Origin of the sequence: Rhizobacter sp., from assembly GCF_046595475.1 — a bacterium.
In the GTDB taxonomy this organism is placed as follows: domain Bacteria; phylum Pseudomonadota; class Gammaproteobacteria; order Burkholderiales; family Burkholderiaceae_C; genus Rhizobacter.
Genome location: NZ_JBKJOQ010000071.1, coordinates 23,288 through 38,041, shown reverse-complemented (window position 1 = coordinate 38,041; position 14,754 = coordinate 23,288). Strand labels below are relative to the sequence as shown.

At 66.0% G+C, this 14,754-nt stretch carries 11 protein-coding genes; 9 read left to right on the top strand and 2 right to left on the bottom strand.

Features of this window, described 5'->3' with window-relative positions; genetic code table 11:
- The first annotated feature begins 2 nt into the window (after nt 1–2).
- A complete protein-coding gene (locus AC30QB_RS12845; protein WP_489546614.1) occupies nt 3–311 on the top strand; it encodes a PsiF family protein in 309 nt (102 codons plus the stop codon).
- Nucleotides 312–357: 46 nt separating this feature from the next.
- On the opposite strand, the gene AC30QB_RS12840 is transcribed toward AC30QB_RS12845, so the two are convergent.
- The gene (locus tag AC30QB_RS12840) at nt 358–1,269 is read right to left on the bottom strand and encodes a LysR family transcriptional regulator (RefSeq protein ID WP_489546613.1); all 912 of its coding nucleotides are present in this window, start codon (nt 1,267–1,269) and stop codon (nt 358–360) included.
- A 113-nt stretch (nt 1,270–1,382) separates the two neighbouring features.
- Between AC30QB_RS12840 and AC30QB_RS12835 the strand changes: the two genes are divergently transcribed.
- From AC30QB_RS12835 to AC30QB_RS12800, 8 genes are all read left to right on the top strand, one after another.
- On the top strand, nt 1,383–3,575 hold the full coding sequence (locus tag AC30QB_RS12835; protein ID WP_489546612.1) for a malate synthase G: 2,193 nt from the start codon (nt 1,383–1,385) through the stop codon (nt 3,573–3,575).
- Nucleotides 3,576–3,882: 307 nt separating this feature from the next.
- A complete protein-coding gene (locus AC30QB_RS12830) occupies nt 3,883–4,830 on the top strand; it encodes an esterase/lipase family protein (protein ID WP_489546611.1) in 948 nt (315 codons plus the stop codon).
- The gene (locus tag AC30QB_RS12825; protein WP_489546610.1) at nt 4,827–5,804 is read left to right on the top strand and encodes a lipase secretion chaperone; all 978 of its coding nucleotides are present in this window, start codon (nt 4,827–4,829) and stop codon (nt 5,802–5,804) included. The genes AC30QB_RS12830 and AC30QB_RS12825 overlap by 4 nt, the downstream gene beginning before the upstream one ends.
- A gap of 38 nt (nt 5,805–5,842) precedes the next feature.
- The gene (locus tag AC30QB_RS12820) at nt 5,843–6,793 is read left to right on the top strand and encodes an esterase/lipase family protein (RefSeq protein WP_489546609.1); all 951 of its coding nucleotides are present in this window, start codon (nt 5,843–5,845) and stop codon (nt 6,791–6,793) included.
- The gene (locus AC30QB_RS12815; protein WP_489546608.1) at nt 6,793–7,482 is read left to right on the top strand and encodes a hypothetical protein; all 690 of its coding nucleotides are present in this window, start codon (nt 6,793–6,795) and stop codon (nt 7,480–7,482) included. The genes AC30QB_RS12820 and AC30QB_RS12815 overlap by 1 nt, the downstream gene beginning before the upstream one ends.
- 32 nt (nt 7,483–7,514) lie before the next feature.
- Nucleotides 7,515–8,984 (top strand): DHA2 family efflux MFS transporter permease subunit, encoded by a 1,470-nt coding sequence (locus AC30QB_RS12810; protein WP_489546607.1) that lies wholly within the window; start codon nt 7,515–7,517, stop codon nt 8,982–8,984.
- A gap of 232 nt (nt 8,985–9,216) precedes the next feature.
- A complete protein-coding gene (locus AC30QB_RS12805; protein ID WP_489546606.1) occupies nt 9,217–9,681 on the top strand; it encodes a (2Fe-2S)-binding protein in 465 nt (154 codons plus the stop codon).
- 10 nt (nt 9,682–9,691) lie between these two features.
- A complete protein-coding gene (locus tag AC30QB_RS12800; protein WP_489546605.1) occupies nt 9,692–11,860 on the top strand; it encodes a xanthine dehydrogenase family protein molybdopterin-binding subunit in 2,169 nt (722 codons plus the stop codon).
- A 587-nt stretch (nt 11,861–12,447) separates the two neighbouring features.
- On the opposite strand, the gene AC30QB_RS12795 is transcribed toward AC30QB_RS12800, so the two are convergent.
- Complete coding sequence (locus tag AC30QB_RS12795) at nt 12,448–14,559, bottom strand: PQQ-dependent dehydrogenase, methanol/ethanol family (RefSeq protein ID WP_489546604.1); 2,112 nt, start codon at nt 14,557–14,559, stop codon at nt 12,448–12,450.
- Between the last annotated feature and the right edge of the window lie 195 nt (nt 14,560–14,754).

The following is a 14,754-nucleotide window of genomic DNA, read 5'->3' as shown; positions in this document are numbered from 1 at the left end:
CAATGAAACACCTGATCAGCGTGCTGGCCATCGCCGCCTCCGCCTTTGCCGTCTCGGCCCATGCCACCGATGCAGCGTCCGCGCCTACCAAGCAGCAAACCAAGATGGGTACCTGCAATGCCGACGCAGGCGACAAGAAGGGCGATGAGCGCAAGGCCTTCATGAAGACTTGCTTGTCCAAGAAGCCCGTGAGCGCGAAGGCTGCTGCCCAGCAAGAGAAGATGAAGACCTGCAACGTTGACGCCAAAGAAAAGAAAGGCGCCGAGCGCAAAGCCTTCATGAAGACTTGCCTCTCGAACAAGCCGGCTTGATCGAAGTCGCTACCGTCATTCCCGCCTGCGCGGGAATGACGGTGCATCAGCTCCGTGGTTGCCAATAGGCGGCATCCCCGTATCGCTGTTTCAGGTAGTCCACCCACAAGCGCACACGCAACGGCAGGTGCTTGCGCTGGGCAAACACCGCATAGATGCCATTCGGCGGCGCGGCGTAGTCGTCCATCAAGCTGACCAGCTCACCGCTGGCCACTTGACCTTCCACCTCCCAGGTCGAGCGCCAGGCGATGCCCAGCCCGGCCACGCACCAGTCGTGCAAGACCTGCCCGTCGTTGCAATCGAGCCGGCCGGTCAGGCGCAGGTGGGTCAGCTCGCCGTCGAGCGTGAAAGCCCAACCGCGGGTCTGGCTCGCGTCGCTGCTCAGGGTGAGGCAATCGTGTTGAGCCAGCTCGTGCGGGTGTTTGGGCGTGCCGGCGCGCGCCAGGTAGTGCGGCGCGGCCACGCACAGCCGGCGGTTGTCGGCCAGTCGCACGCTGACCAGGCTGCTGTCGGGCAAGTCGCCCACGCGCACCGCGCAGTCGAAACCCTCGTTGACGATGTCGACCAGCCGGTCGCTCAGGTTCAGTGACACGCGCACGTCCGGGTGCTGAGCCGCGAATACTGGCACCAGGGGCGCCACGTGACGGCGGCCGAAACCGGCGGGTGCGGTGATACGCAAGTAACCACTGGCTTTCACGCCGCCGGCACTTACGCTGGCTTCGGCATTCGCCAGGTCGGCCAGCAGGCGCTGGCAATCTTCGAGAAAAGCGCTGCCTTCGTGGGTCAACGTGATGCGCCGTGTGGTGCGCAGCAAGAGCTTCACGCCCAGGCGCTCTTCCAGGGCGTCGATGCGCCGGCCCACCACGGCGGGGGCGATGTCTTCTGCGGCCGCCGCCGCCGTGAGGCTGCCCTTGGCGACCACCGCGACAAACGATTCGATCTGCTTGAGCTTGTCCATGGGCTGAAGATTACCTTCTGCCAAGTCATGAATCTTGGACTTCTCAGCCCCTTAATTTACGAAGAAATATCGAATAGATTCGCTCTTTTGCCGACGCTACGAGGATTTCCCCCATGACCGCACGCACCCCTGCACACAGCCTGCAAGTTGCCACCGAGCTCTACCAATTCATCAACGAGCAGGTGCTGCCCGGCACGGGCATCGGCGAGAAGCATTTCTGGAAGGGCTTCGACGCCATCGTGCGCGACCTCGCGCCAAAAAACATCGAGCTGCTCGCCGAGCGAGACCGCCTGCAAGCGCACATGGATGCGTGGCACAAAGCCAACCCCGGCCCCATCGGCGACATGAAGGCCTACCGCAAGCACTTGGACGCCATCGGCTACCTGCAAATGCCGCCGAAGAAGGCCAAGGCCACCGCCCAGAACGTCGACGCCGAGCTCGCCCTGCAAGCCGGCCCTCAGCTGGTGGTGCCCATTCTCAATGCGCGCTATGCGCTCAACGCGGCCAATGCTCGTTGGGGCTCGCTGTACGACGCGCTGTACGGCACCGACGTCATCTCTGAAGCCGGTGGCGCGACGCGCGCCGGTGCGTACAACCCGGTGCGCGGCGCCAAGGTCATCGAATACGCGCGCTACGTGCTCGACCGCACTGCGCCGCTCAAGAAGGGCTCGCACATCGACTCGGTGGGTTACCGCGTCGAAGGTGGCAAGCTTGTCGTCGAGCTGAAAAGCGGCAAGAGCACTGGCCTCGAAGACAAGGGCCAGTTCATCGGCTACCAGGGTGACGCCGCCGCGCCCTCGTCGGTGCTCTTGCAGCACAACGGCCTGCACCTCGACATCCGCATCGACCGCAACACCCCCATCGGCCAAAGCGATGCCGCGGGCGTGAGCGACTTGGTGCTCGAAGCAGCGCTCTCCACCATCCTCGACCTCGAAGACTCGGTGGCCGTGGTCGATGCGCAAGACAAGGTGCTCGCGTACGGTAACTGGCTGGGCATCTTGAAGGGCACGCTGACCGAAACGGTGAGCAAAGGCGGCAAGACCTTCACGCGCGGGCTCAACCCCGACCGCGAGTACGTGGGCCCCAAGGGCAAGCCCGTCACGCTGCATGGCCGCTCGCTGATGTTCGTGCGCAATGTGGGCCACCTGATGACCAACCCGGCCATCTTGTACGGCAAGGGGCAGGAGATCCCAGAAGGGATCATGGACGCGGTCATTACCACCACCATCGCGCTTCACGACCTGGCGCGCACCCACAAGCCCGGCATCAAGAACTCGCGCACCGGCTCGGTCTACATCGTCAAGCCCAAGATGCACGGGCCCGCTGAAGTGGCATTTGCCGCCGAGTTGTTCTCGCGCGTTGAGCAGCTGCTGGGCCTGCCTGACAGCACCGTCAAGCTGGGCATCATGGACGAAGAGCGCCGCACCAGCGTCAACCTCAAGGCCTGTATCGCGGCGGCCGCGTCGCGCGTGGCCTTCATCAACACTGGCTTCCTCGACCGCACCGGTGACGAGATGCACACCGCCATGCACGCCGGCCCGATGATGCGCAAGGGTGACATGAAGACCAGCGCCTGGATTCAGGCCTACGAGCGCAGCAACGTGTTGGTCGGCCTGGGCATGGGCCTGCGCGGCCGCGCCCAGATCGGCAAGGGCATGTGGGCCATGCCCGACCTGATGGCCGCCATGCTGGAGCAAAAGATTGCCCACCCCAAGGCCGGTGCCAACACCGCCTGGGTACCTTCGCCCACGGCCGCCACGCTGCACGCACTGCACTACCACCAGGTCAAGGTGGCAAGCGTGCAAAAGGAGCTGGAGAAGACCAACGCTGACAAGCAACGCGACGTGCTGCTCGGCGGCCTGCTGCAGATTCCAGTGGTGAGCGAGGTGACCTGGTCGGCCGACGAGCGCCAGCAAGAGCTCGACAACAACGTGCAGGGCATCCTTGGCTACGTGGTGCGCTGGATCGACCAGGGCGTGGGCTGCTCCAAGGTGCCCGACATCCACAACGTGGGCCTGATGGAAGACCGTGCCACGCTGCGCATCAGCAGCCAGCACATCGCGAATTGGCTGCTGCACGGCGTGGTGACCGAAAAGCAGGTGAAGGCCACCTTCGAGCGCATGGCTGCGGTGGTCGACAAGCAGAACGCAGGCGACCCGCTGTACAAAAACATGGCGGGCAACTTCAAGACCTCGGCCGCGTACCAAGCCGCGCTCGATCTCGTGTTCAAGGGCAAGGAACAGCCCAGCGGTTACACCGAGCCGTTGCTGCATGCATGGCGCTTGAAGGTGAAGGCGGCGGGCTGAGAGGCCTCGTCCGTCCCGCGTAAGCGCCCCGTCATTCCCGTTTTCACGGGAATGACGGGGGCTTTTTCGGCCGCCTGCGTGGGAATGACCACGTGCACGTGCGCTGCCCGGGCGCCGCAAACGCTGCGGGAAAGTCCCTCCCCCCTTGGCGGCATGCGCCATCGTTTGGCGCGGATTGCCACTACGCGCTGGCGAACGTTCGTTCGAAAATTTCCTGCTCAGGGTACCGGCACGCAGCGGCCGGGCGCTGAGCGTCGCGGCCACGCCGCGGCGCTTGTCATTCCACACATATGCAGGAGACATTTCGATGACCCTTCCTTCCCGTTTCACCCGGACGATTTGCAGTGCTGCCCTCGCCGGTGGCCTGATGCTCGGCCTGAGCCACAGCGCCACAGCAGCCGACACCTACACCCAGACCAAGTACCCGGTGGTGCTGGTACACGGCGCCTTCGGCTTCGATGCCATCGGGCCGGTGAGCTACTTTTACGGCGTGCCGAGCGCGCTGCGCAATGGGGGTGCCGTGGTCTACACGCCCAGCGTCTCGGGGGCGGCTACCTCGGAAGCGCGTGGTGAGCAATTGCTAAAGCAACTGCGTGCATACAAGGCTGCCTACGGCCACCAGAAGTTCAACCTCGTGGGCCACAGCCACGGTGGTGCCACGGCGCGCTACGTCGCCGCGGTGGCGCCTGAGCTGGTCGCTTCGGTCACCTCCGTGGGCGCACCGCACGCCGGCAGCAAGGTGGCCGACGTGCTGAAGGCCGTCAGCTCGTGGACGGGCACCACCGGTATCGTCGCCGCGATCGCCAACGCCTTGGCATCAACCATCGCCTTCCTGTCGGGCTCACCCAACCTGCCGCAAGACGCGCTTGGCTCGCTGCAGTCGCTCAGCACCGCGGGCGCGGCCGATTTCAACCGCCGCTTCCCGCAAGCGGCGCCCACCTCGCGGTGCGGCCAGGGTGCAGCCAGCGTCAACGGTATCCGCTACTGGTCAGTCGGTGGCACCAGCGTGGCCACCAACGTGTTTGACGTGAGTGATGTGCTGCTGGTGACCACGGGCGCCCTCTTCGGCTTCGAGCGGAATGACGGCCTGGTGGGCCAGTGCTCCAGCCATTGGGGCACGGTGCTGAAAGACAACTACGCCTGGAACCACCTCGATGAAGTGAACCAGGCTTTCGGCTTGCGCGGCCTGTTTTCGCAAGACCCGGTGGCTTTCTACCGCAGCCAGGCCAACCGCCTGAAGGGCGCCGGCCTGTGACGCTTCTGCGTTCGCGGACCGCAGCGTTTGCGGCTGCGGGCGCAGCCCTGTTGCTGCTGTTCTGGTCGGCCTTATCGTGGCTGAAGAATGACGGCGCGCCGCCACCCGCGGCCGCGCCTGTTTTCACAGAGTGGCAGTTCAGCCCCTTTGCCGACGGCAAGCCACTCGATGCGGTGCAGCACAACGCCGACGCCGCGCGCGCGGCCGATGCAGCCCGAGCGCGCGTGGCGCAGGTGTGGCAGAGCGGCTCACTGCGCGGCTCCGACCTCGACGGCGAATGGGGCGTGTGGGCCGAAGGCCAGTTGCAACCCAGCGCGTCGTTGCGCCGGCGCTTCGACTACCTGCTCACCGCGCTGGGCGAGGTGGAGCCCACCGACTTGCGCCATTGGATCGAGCAAGAGGTGAGCGTCGAGCGCGACATCGGCGCCGCACGCCAGGTGCTTGCCGTCTGGGACCGCTACCTGCTGCTGCAACAAAAGAGCTTCAGCGCCCAGGTGAACCCCAACGACGCGAGCACTTGGCAGCCCGCCTTGGCCGAGCGCCTGAGCGTGCGGCGGCAGGTGCTGGGTTACGACTGGGCGCAGGCCTTTTACGCCGATGAAGAGCGCACCTTTGTCGCCTTCACCGATGAGCTGAGCGCACGGCGTGCAGGCAACTCCGGATCGACCGGCCCAACCGAGCTGACCTTGCTGAGCGCCCCGCCGCAACAAAGTGGCGAGCAGAGCGAGCAGCTGCAGGCCCAACGCGTGCAGCAGTTTGGCGCCGAAGCGGCGGAGCGCCTGCGCAACGAAGACGTGCAATGGGCTGACTGGGAAAGCCGCCTGCAGGCGGCCCGCCAACGCGTGCAGGCCATCAACGCCGCGCCCGAGCTCTCGGCGCTGCAGCGCAGCCAGGCGCAAGACACCTACCTTGCCGCCACCTTCCAAGGCAGCGAACTGGTGCGCGCCCGCGCACTGCTGAGCGCCAACAACTGAAGAGGCCATCAGAAACGCGCAGACGTGAGAATGGCGGCATGCTGCCCCCGTTTTCACCCCTGCGCCGCTGCGGCCGCACCCTCGCCCTGCTGGTCTTCGTGTTGGCCTGCGCCTTCGGCCTGGTGCTGCCGGCCCTTGCCGCCGACACCTACACGCAAACCCGTTACCCGGTCGTGCTGGTGCACGGCCTGTTCGGCTTTGGCGCCATCGGGCCGCTCAACTACTTCAACGGCATTGCCGAAGCGCTGCGTGAAGGCGGCGCCACGGTCTACGCCCCCAGCGTGTCGGCAGCCAACCTGTCGGAGGTGAGGGGCGAGCAGCTGCTGTTCGAGTTGCGCGCACTGAAGGCCGCTTATGGCCACGAGAAGTTCAACCTCATCGGCCACAGCCACGGTGGGCCCACCGCACGCTATGTGGCGGCGGTGGCGCCCGAGCTGGTCGCGTCGGTCACCAGCATCGGCTCGCCGCACACTGGCAGCAAAACGGCTGACGGCATGAAAGACCTGGCACAGCGCAGCGGCGTGCCGGCGGCGTTGGCCAACGTGGTGTCGGGTGCGGTGTCGGTGCTGGCGGGCGAATCGGGCCTGCCGCAAGACGCGCTCGGGGCCTTGCAATCGCTGGACAGCGAAGGCGCTGCCCTCTTCAATCGTCGCTTCCCCCAAGGGCAGCCGGCCACGCCTTGCGGTGAAGGCGCCGCCGTGGTCAATGGCGTGCGCTACTACTCGGCCGGTGGCACACGCGTGACCACCAACGCGCTCGACCTGAGCGACGCGGTGCTGCTGGCCACCAGCCGCTTCTTCGGCAATGAGCCCAACGACGGCGTGGTGGGCCGCTGCGCCAGCCACTGGGGCACGGTGCTGCGCGACGACTACGAGTGGAACCACCTCGATGAGGTGAACCAGACCTTGGGCCTGCGCGGCGTGCTGTCGCCCGACCCGCTGGCCTTCTATCGCTTGCAGGCCAACCGGCTCAAAAAGGTGGGCCTGTGATGCGCCGCCTGCTGCTGTTCGTGGCGCTGCTGTGGCTCGGTGGCTGTGCTTCGCCGCCGAGCGCGCAAGCCGGCGTGCTCCGCGTTGACGAGGTGCGCCGCCTCGGCTCCTTGCGCGGCACCGATCTCGATGGCGACTGGGGCAGCTGGCATGCCGGAACCCTGCAATCCGACCTGGCGCTGCGCCGCCGCTTCAGCCACCTGCTCACCGCCGTCGGCGAGCTCGACTTGCGCGAGCTGCGCCTGTGGATCGCACGCGAAGTGGCCCGCGAGCATGGTGATGCCTCGGTGGGCCAGGTGCTGGTGGCGTGGGACGATCATTTGGCGCTGCAGCAGGGCAACCCCACCCCCAGCCAGGCGGCGGCCGGCAACCCTGCGCCGCCGAGCATGCCGCCGCGCCACCGGGCCACTGCTGCACCTGCGCCGCGGGCGTTGTTGATGCCCGAGGCTTCGCTGAGCGCTCAGCAGCTGCAAGCCCTGCAGGTACAACGTGTGGAAGCCTTAGGGGCCGAAGCCGCCGAGCGCTTGCTCCGTGAAGACGCCGCACGCTGGGCCTGGGCGCAGCGCATGGCCGAGGCGCGCACGCAGTTGCAAAACCTGAGCGGCTCGGCGCGCGATGCATTTCTGGCGCGCCACTTCAGCGGCAGCGAGCGCTTGAGGGCCCGCGCGCTGCTGGGCTTCCCTCCCTGAGCCCTGGCGCGGCTTGCGCTTAGGATGGTGAGGTGACGACATCGCCCCCGCACAGCCTCGCCAATCTTCAAGAGCGCCACGGCCGCGCTTATCGCTGGCGGGTATTGCTCACCGTGATGATCGGCACCATGGCGTCGATCATGGCCTCGACCATCGTCAACGTCGCGCTGCCCGACATGAGCCATGTGTTTGCACTGGGGCAGGAGCGGGCGCAGTGGTTGTCGGCTGGTTTCATGGCGGCCGTGACGGTGGCCATGCTGGCCACGCCCTGGCTGCTGGGGCGCTTTGGCTATCGCCACACCTACTTCGCGGCGGTCTGCCTGCTGATGCTGGGCGGCATTGCCGGCGGCTTGAGTTCCACCTTCGAGATGGTGCTGGCCATGCGGGTGATCGAAGGCCTCGCGGCCGGCGTGATGCAGCCCATTCCACCGGTGATCGTGCTGCAGATCTTCGGCCGCCAGGAGCAGGGCAAGGCGATGGGCATCTTCGGCTTTGGCGTGGTGCTCGCGCCGGCCATGGGGCCCAGCATCGGCGGCGTGCTGGTCGAGGCATTCGGGTGGCGCTCGATCTTCTTCGTGGTGGTGCCGTTCTGCCTGGCTGCGCTTGCGCTGGCCCACCGGTATCTGCCGCACTCCTCGCCCGGCGCCGAGGGCGTCAACCAGCACGCGCGCCGCTTCGACCTGCCCGGCCTCGCGATGCTGGCGGTGGCGGTGGTCACGGGCATGAATGGGCTGGTGCACCTGCACACTCCCTCGCTCTATGCCTATGCGCTGCTGGCGGTGTCGGCGCTCACGGCGGCCGCGTTCATCTGGCGCCAGCGCCATGCCAAGCACCCGCTGATGGAGTTCAAGCTGTTCGACATTCGCGCCTTTCGCATGGGCGGCTGCGTGGCCTTCATCTACGGCATGGCCTTGTTCGGCTCCACCTATCTCGTGCCGGTGTTCATGCAAATCGGCTTGAAGCTGCCGCCGTCCCAGGCGGGCGCAGTGCTGTTACCGGCAGGCATCGTGCTGGCCTTCGTGCTGCCGGTGGGTGGGCGATTGGCGGACCGCTTTCCCTTCAACAAACTGGTGGCCGTGGGCATCACCTTGCTCACGCTGTCGTTCTGGCTGATGGCCCTTGTGGGGCTTGCCACTTCGCTGTGGGTCATCACCATCTTCGCCATCGTCGGGCGCATCGGCCTGGGCCTCACGTTGCCCTCGCTCAACCTGGGCGCCATTCGCCGCCTGCCCATGCACCACATCTCGCACGGCTCCAGCACCATCAATTTCCTGCGCCAGCTGGGGGGCGCGGTCGGCGTGAGCATGGCCGGCATCTTCCTCGAGTGGCGGCTGAAGGTGCACGGGGATGGGTCTCTGCGCGCGTTCCACGAAACGTTCTTGCTCCTGGGCAGCATTTGCGCACTGGCGGTCGTGGCCGGCTGGCGCATGCAGCCGCCGGGGGCCGGCGTCGTGCGCCGCGATGCACCGATGAGTGAGCATCAGCCTACCGATATCACCTGAAAAGCCGATCACGACACTTCCCGCGGAGTCGCGGAGAGCGCCAAGGTCGCAGAGGAAGAAAAGCGGTTTTCTGGGTGGCCTTTGTGGCCTCTGCGACTCCGCGGTTGGTTGGAGCTGCCAGACATTCGGGTTTGCCCAGGTTGGACTTCACCTCGGCCTTACACGATGCTGTGATGAGCTGCCCCGGCCGCGAGCTGAGGGCGCACCAACGTTCACTGCAGGAGACCCCACCGTGACCACACGCCTTCAGATCAACGGCAAGACGATGAACGTCAACGCCGAGCCCGACACACCCCTGTTGTGGGTCATACGCGATGAGGTGGGCCTCACCGGCACCAAGTTTGGCTGTGGCATGGCGCTGTGCGGCGCCTGCACCGTGCACCTCGACGGCCAGCCCGTGCGCTCCTGCCAGACGCCGCTGTCGGCCGCCGCCGGCAAGAAGGTGACGACCATTGAGAGCCTGTCGACCAACAACAGCCACCCGCTGCAAAAAGCCTGGATCGCGCACGACGTGCCGCAGTGCGGCTACTGCCAAAGCGGCCAGCTGATGAGCGCGGCTGCTCTCCTCAAGACCAACAGCAACCCCACAGACGCTGACATCGATTCCGCCATGAGCGGCAACATCTGCCGCTGTGGCACCTACCCGCGCATACGCGCCGCGATCAAGACCGCGGCCGCTGAAATGCGCAAGGCTTGAGGAGACTGCCATGACCACCATCACCTCCTCCAAGCGCCGTGTCGGCGTCAGCCGCCGCGGCTTCCTGCAAACCTCGGCCGTCGCCAGTGGCGGCCTGATGCTCGGCGTGAGCCTCACCGGCGTGAGTGACGCGCTCGCCGCCGGCACGGTGTACACGCCCAACGCCTGGGTGCACATCGCCGACGACAACACCATCACGCTGCTGTCGGCCCGCTCCGAGATGGGCCAGGGCGTGTACACGTCCATGCCGATGCTGATTGCCGAAGAGCTCAACGTCGACATCAAGCAGATCAAGGTCGCCATCGCACCGCCCAATGGCAAGCTGTATGGCAACGCCTTGCTCGGCGGCCCGCAGCTCACCGGCGGCTCTACCTCGGTGCGCGATGGCTGGGACAAGCTGCGCGTGGCCGGCGCCCAGGTGCGCATGATGCTGGTGAGCGCTGCTGCGCTGAAATGGAACATCCCCGAAGACCAGCTGCGTGCTGAGAACGGCATGGTGTTCGGGCCCAAGGGCAAGAAGGCCACCTACGGCCAGCTCGCCGCCGAGGCCGCCCGCCTGCCGGTGCCGCAAACGCCGGTGATGAAAGACCCGAAAGACTTCCGCATCGTCGGCAAGGCGACCAAGCGGCTGGACACACCGGCCAAGGTGAATGGCACGGCCGAGTTCGGCATCGACGTGAAGCTGCCGGGCATGGTCTACGCTGCGCTTGAGCAGTGCCCCGTGATCGGCGGCACGGTGAAGAGCTTCGACGCCGCCAAGGCCAAGGCCATGCCTGGCGTGATCGACGTGGTGCAGATCCCCGATGGTGTGGCCGTGGTGGCCAACACCTGGTGGCGCGCCAACAAGGCGCGCCGCGAGCTCAGCATCCAGTGGGATGAAGGTGCCGGCGCTGCGCTGACCGAGAAGACCATGCTCGCCGCCATCAAGGCCGCATCGGTGTCAGAGGCTGCCAAGCCGCTGGCCCTGCCCAAGGCCGGCGACGCCGACGCTGTGATCAAGGCGTCGACCAACGTGGTCAGGGCCGAGTACACGATGCCGCTCTTGTCGCACTCGCCGCTGGAGCCCATGAACTTCACGGCGCACTATCACGACAACCGCGTCGACCTGATTGGCCCCACGCAGTGGCAAGACGCTGCGGCCGGCACTGTGGCCAAGGTGTGCGGCGTGCCACCTGAAAACGTGTCGCTCAAGACCACCTTCCTGGGCGGCGGCTTCGGTCGGCGCACCGACATCGACTACATCATCCAGGCCGCGCAAATCAGCAAGGCCGTGGGCAAGCCGGTGAAGCTGCTGTGGTCACGTGAAGACGACATGACGCACGACTTCTATCGCCCGCAGTCTGTGCACCAGCTCGCTGCCGCCATCGGGCCCGATGGCAAGCCTACCGCCATGACCTTCCGGCTCACCTCGCAGTCCGTGACCGGGCGCGTGTTCGGCCTGCCGGCACCGGTGCAAGACCCGCTGATGACCGAGGCAGCCATCGCGGCCTATGAGATCCCGGCCACGCGACACGACATCCTCAAGAATGATGCCGGCTTGCGTGTGGGCTACTGGCGCTCGGTCAGCCACGCGCTTAACGCGTTTGCCAACGAGACCTTCATCGACGAGCTGGCCGCCAACGCCAAGCAAGACCCTTACGCCTACCGCATGTCGCTGCTGGGCGGCAAGCCGCGCTTTGCGCACGTGCTCAAGCTGGCCGCAGAGAAAGCCGGCTGGGGTACGGCGGCGCCGGCCGGGCGCTCACGTGGCATTGCGCTGATGGAAGGCTATGACACCTACATGGCGATGGTGGCCGAGATCTCGGTGGGCAAAGACAACGAGATCAGCGTGCACAAGGTGACCACCGTGGCTGACCTGGGCCGCATGGTCAACCCCGACACGGTGGAAGCGCAGATCCAGTCGAGCATCGTCTTCGGTGGCACAGCAGCGCTGTGGGGCGAGGTCACGCTCGACAAGGGCCGCGTGCAGCAGACCAACTTCCACCAGTACCGGCTGATGCGCATGAGCGAGGCGCCCGAGATCGTGGTGGTGCTGGTGCCCAGCACTGAGAAACCTGGTGGCATCGGTGAGCCCGCCACGGCGCTCATCGGGCCGGCGATAGGCAATGCGCTGTTTGCGGCCACGGGCAAGCGGCTGCGCAAGATGCCGTTCACGGCGGAGAACATTGCGTCGGCTTGATTTGGGTTTGTAGTTGATGTGATGGGAGGGGCTGCCTGCGGGTGGCCTCTTTTTTTTGGCGCGCGAATCCCAATCCGCTCAGCCTGATCCTTCGATACCTCAGGACAGGGTCCGCTTCGCGGATCGAAGGCCCGCTCGGTTTTGCGCAGGCCTTGTTCACTGCGTGAGGCCGCGCCGGGATTTCGCCCCGGCAGGCGACCTGCTTTCTTGGATCGCCAAGAAAGAAGGCAAAGAAGCGACCCCTGCCGACTCGGCCCTCGCGGCGCGAGGGCTGCCTTGCGCTGCTCGGTCTTTGCGGGTCGGGCAGAACTCACTACGCGAGCTTCGCTCGCTGCGCTCAAACAGCCGCCCGAAGTCAGAGGTTGATGCGCGCCGCGCGCGCCCCGCAAAGCCCTGCGCTGCTTAGCTCGTCCGAAGGGGTAGATGAACACCAGCCCACACCAGACGCGCCTCGCTTCGCATCGGCTTCGAGTAACACCACCCGCTCAGCCTGAGGTATCGAAGGCCCACTCAGTTTGTGCCGTCGTCGCTTCCGAAAGCATCACGCCGGCTCAGGGCCGGCGTGATGGGTCAGGCGCGGGGCCGGTTTACTTCGGCCGAATGGCGTCCGGCACACCCTGAATGAACGCCTTCAGCTTCGCAATGTCCTCAGGCTTGATCTTGCCGGTGAAGTCGGGCATGCCGCGATCTTTTGCTGCGCCGCCCAACACATAGGCCTCAAGGTTGTTGATCACGTCGGGTTGCGAGTAGCCGAGGTTGGGGATGTTGCCGCCGCGGTCTACGCCGGGCACGCCGTGGCACAGCACGCAAGTCGCCACGTAGATCCCCTGGCCTTCGGGCACTTGCTTCGGGTCGTAGGCCACGCCCTTGAGCAGCGCATTCATGTGGTACTGCGCAAACTCCGGCAGGGGCTCTTTGCCGCCCACGGCAAAGGTGTAGACCGTGCCGGGGCCGACCTTTTCGTTGGCGCGCTGGGCCAGGCCGTACGAGCCGCCCCAGCCCACCGCGATCGACACGTACTGCTTGCCGTCGACCATGTAGGTGGAGGGCGCGGCAATCACGCCGGTGCCGGTGGGCGTCTCCCACAGCTTCTCGCCGGTCTTGGCGTTGAAGGCGAAGAAGCGGCCGTCAGCGGTGCCCTGGAACACCAGGTTGCCGGCGGTAGCGAGCGTGCCGCCATTCCACGGCGACACATGCTCCACTCGCCAGACTTCCTTTTGCGCCACCGGGTCCCAGGCCAGCAGGCGGCCGAAGGGCTTGCTGGTGGCGGGCGTGGCATTGATGAACATGGCCGTGTTCCAGCCCTGGTTGGAGCCCGGCACGCCGAGCGTCATCTCGTTCATCTTCCAGACCTTGTTGTCCATCAGCGTGAGCGGAAGGTTCTGCGCCGGCAGGTACACCAGGCCCGTCTTGGGGCTGAACGACATCGGGTGCCAGTTGTGCGCGCCCAGCGGGCCCGGGATGCTGTCGTATGACTTGCCTTCAGGCCGCGCCATGTTGGTCTCGATGGGGTAGCCCTTGGCGTCGTAGCCCGAGGCCCAATTCACGTCGACGAAGTTCTTGGCCGAGATGAACTTGCCGTTGGTGCGGTCGACCACGAAGAAGAAGCCGTTCTTCGGTGCGTGCAGGATCACCTTGCGCGCCTTGCCGGCGATTTTGATGTCGGCCAGGATCATTGGCTGGGTAGAGGTGTAGTCCCAGTTGTCGCCCGGGGTTTCCTGGTAGTGCCACACGTACTTGCCGGTGTCGGGGTTGATGGCCACCAGCGAGGCCAGGAAGAGGTTGTCGCCGCCGCCCGGGCTGCGACCACGGCGCGACCACGGCGAGCCGTTGCCGGTGCCGATGTAGATCAGGTTCAGGTCGGGGTCGAAGGTGATGGTGTCCCACACCGTGCCGCCGCCGCCGGCTTCCCAGTATTTGGCGCTCGGGTCCCAAGTCTTGGCGGCACGCGCCAGGGCTTCGCTTTCATACGGCTTGGCAGGGTCGCCCGGCACGGTGAAGAAGCGCCACTGCTGGTTGCCGGTTTCGGCGTCGTAGGCGGTGATGTAGCCGCGCACGCCGTACTCGGCGCCGCCGTTGCCGATGATTACCTTGCCTTTGAACACACGCGGCGCGCCGGTGATGGTGTAGGGCAGTTTGCGGTCGATGGAAGTGTCTTTCTCCCACACCACCTTGCCGGTGGCGGCATCGAGCGCGATCAGGCGCGCATCGAACGAGCCCACGTAGACCTTGCCGCGGTAGATCGCCACACCGCGGTTGACCACGTCGCAGCAGGCGTTGACGCCGGCTGATTTGGGCACTTGGGGGTCATATGTCCACAGGCGCTTGCCGGTGCGCACGTCGACCGCATGCACCACGCTCCACGAGGCGGTGACGTACATGATGCCGTCCACCACCAGCGGGGTCGACTCCACACCGCGGGTGGATTCGAGGTTGTAGCTCCAGACCAGGCCCAGCCCCTTCACGTTTTTGTCGCTGATCTGGTCGAGCTTGCTGAAGCGCGTTTCGGCGTAATCGAGCCCGTACGAGGGCCAGTCTTTCGACGACACGCCGTTGGTGCGCATGCTGGTGCCGTCGATGCGTGCGGTGGCCGCACGGATGTGCTCTTGCGAGCCCTTGGGCGAGGCTTTGGTCTGAGCGCTTGCGAGGCCGCTGGCGGCCAGTGCCAGGGCCAGCATGGCGATCCATGGTGTCTTCATCGGGGGTCTCCTGTGTTGGTTGATGAGCGGTAGGCACCGTCACCCCAGCGCCTGCGTCAGGGCAGGCGCGCCGAAGAATCATCAGCAGATCGCGGCAGTGCCACAACAGGGTGTTTTCCCGCAAGCTAGCCGACCGGCAGGTGCGGTTTGTGCCAGGCTGCCACAGCGTGTGCGCACTGCGCGCCGGTATGCTTG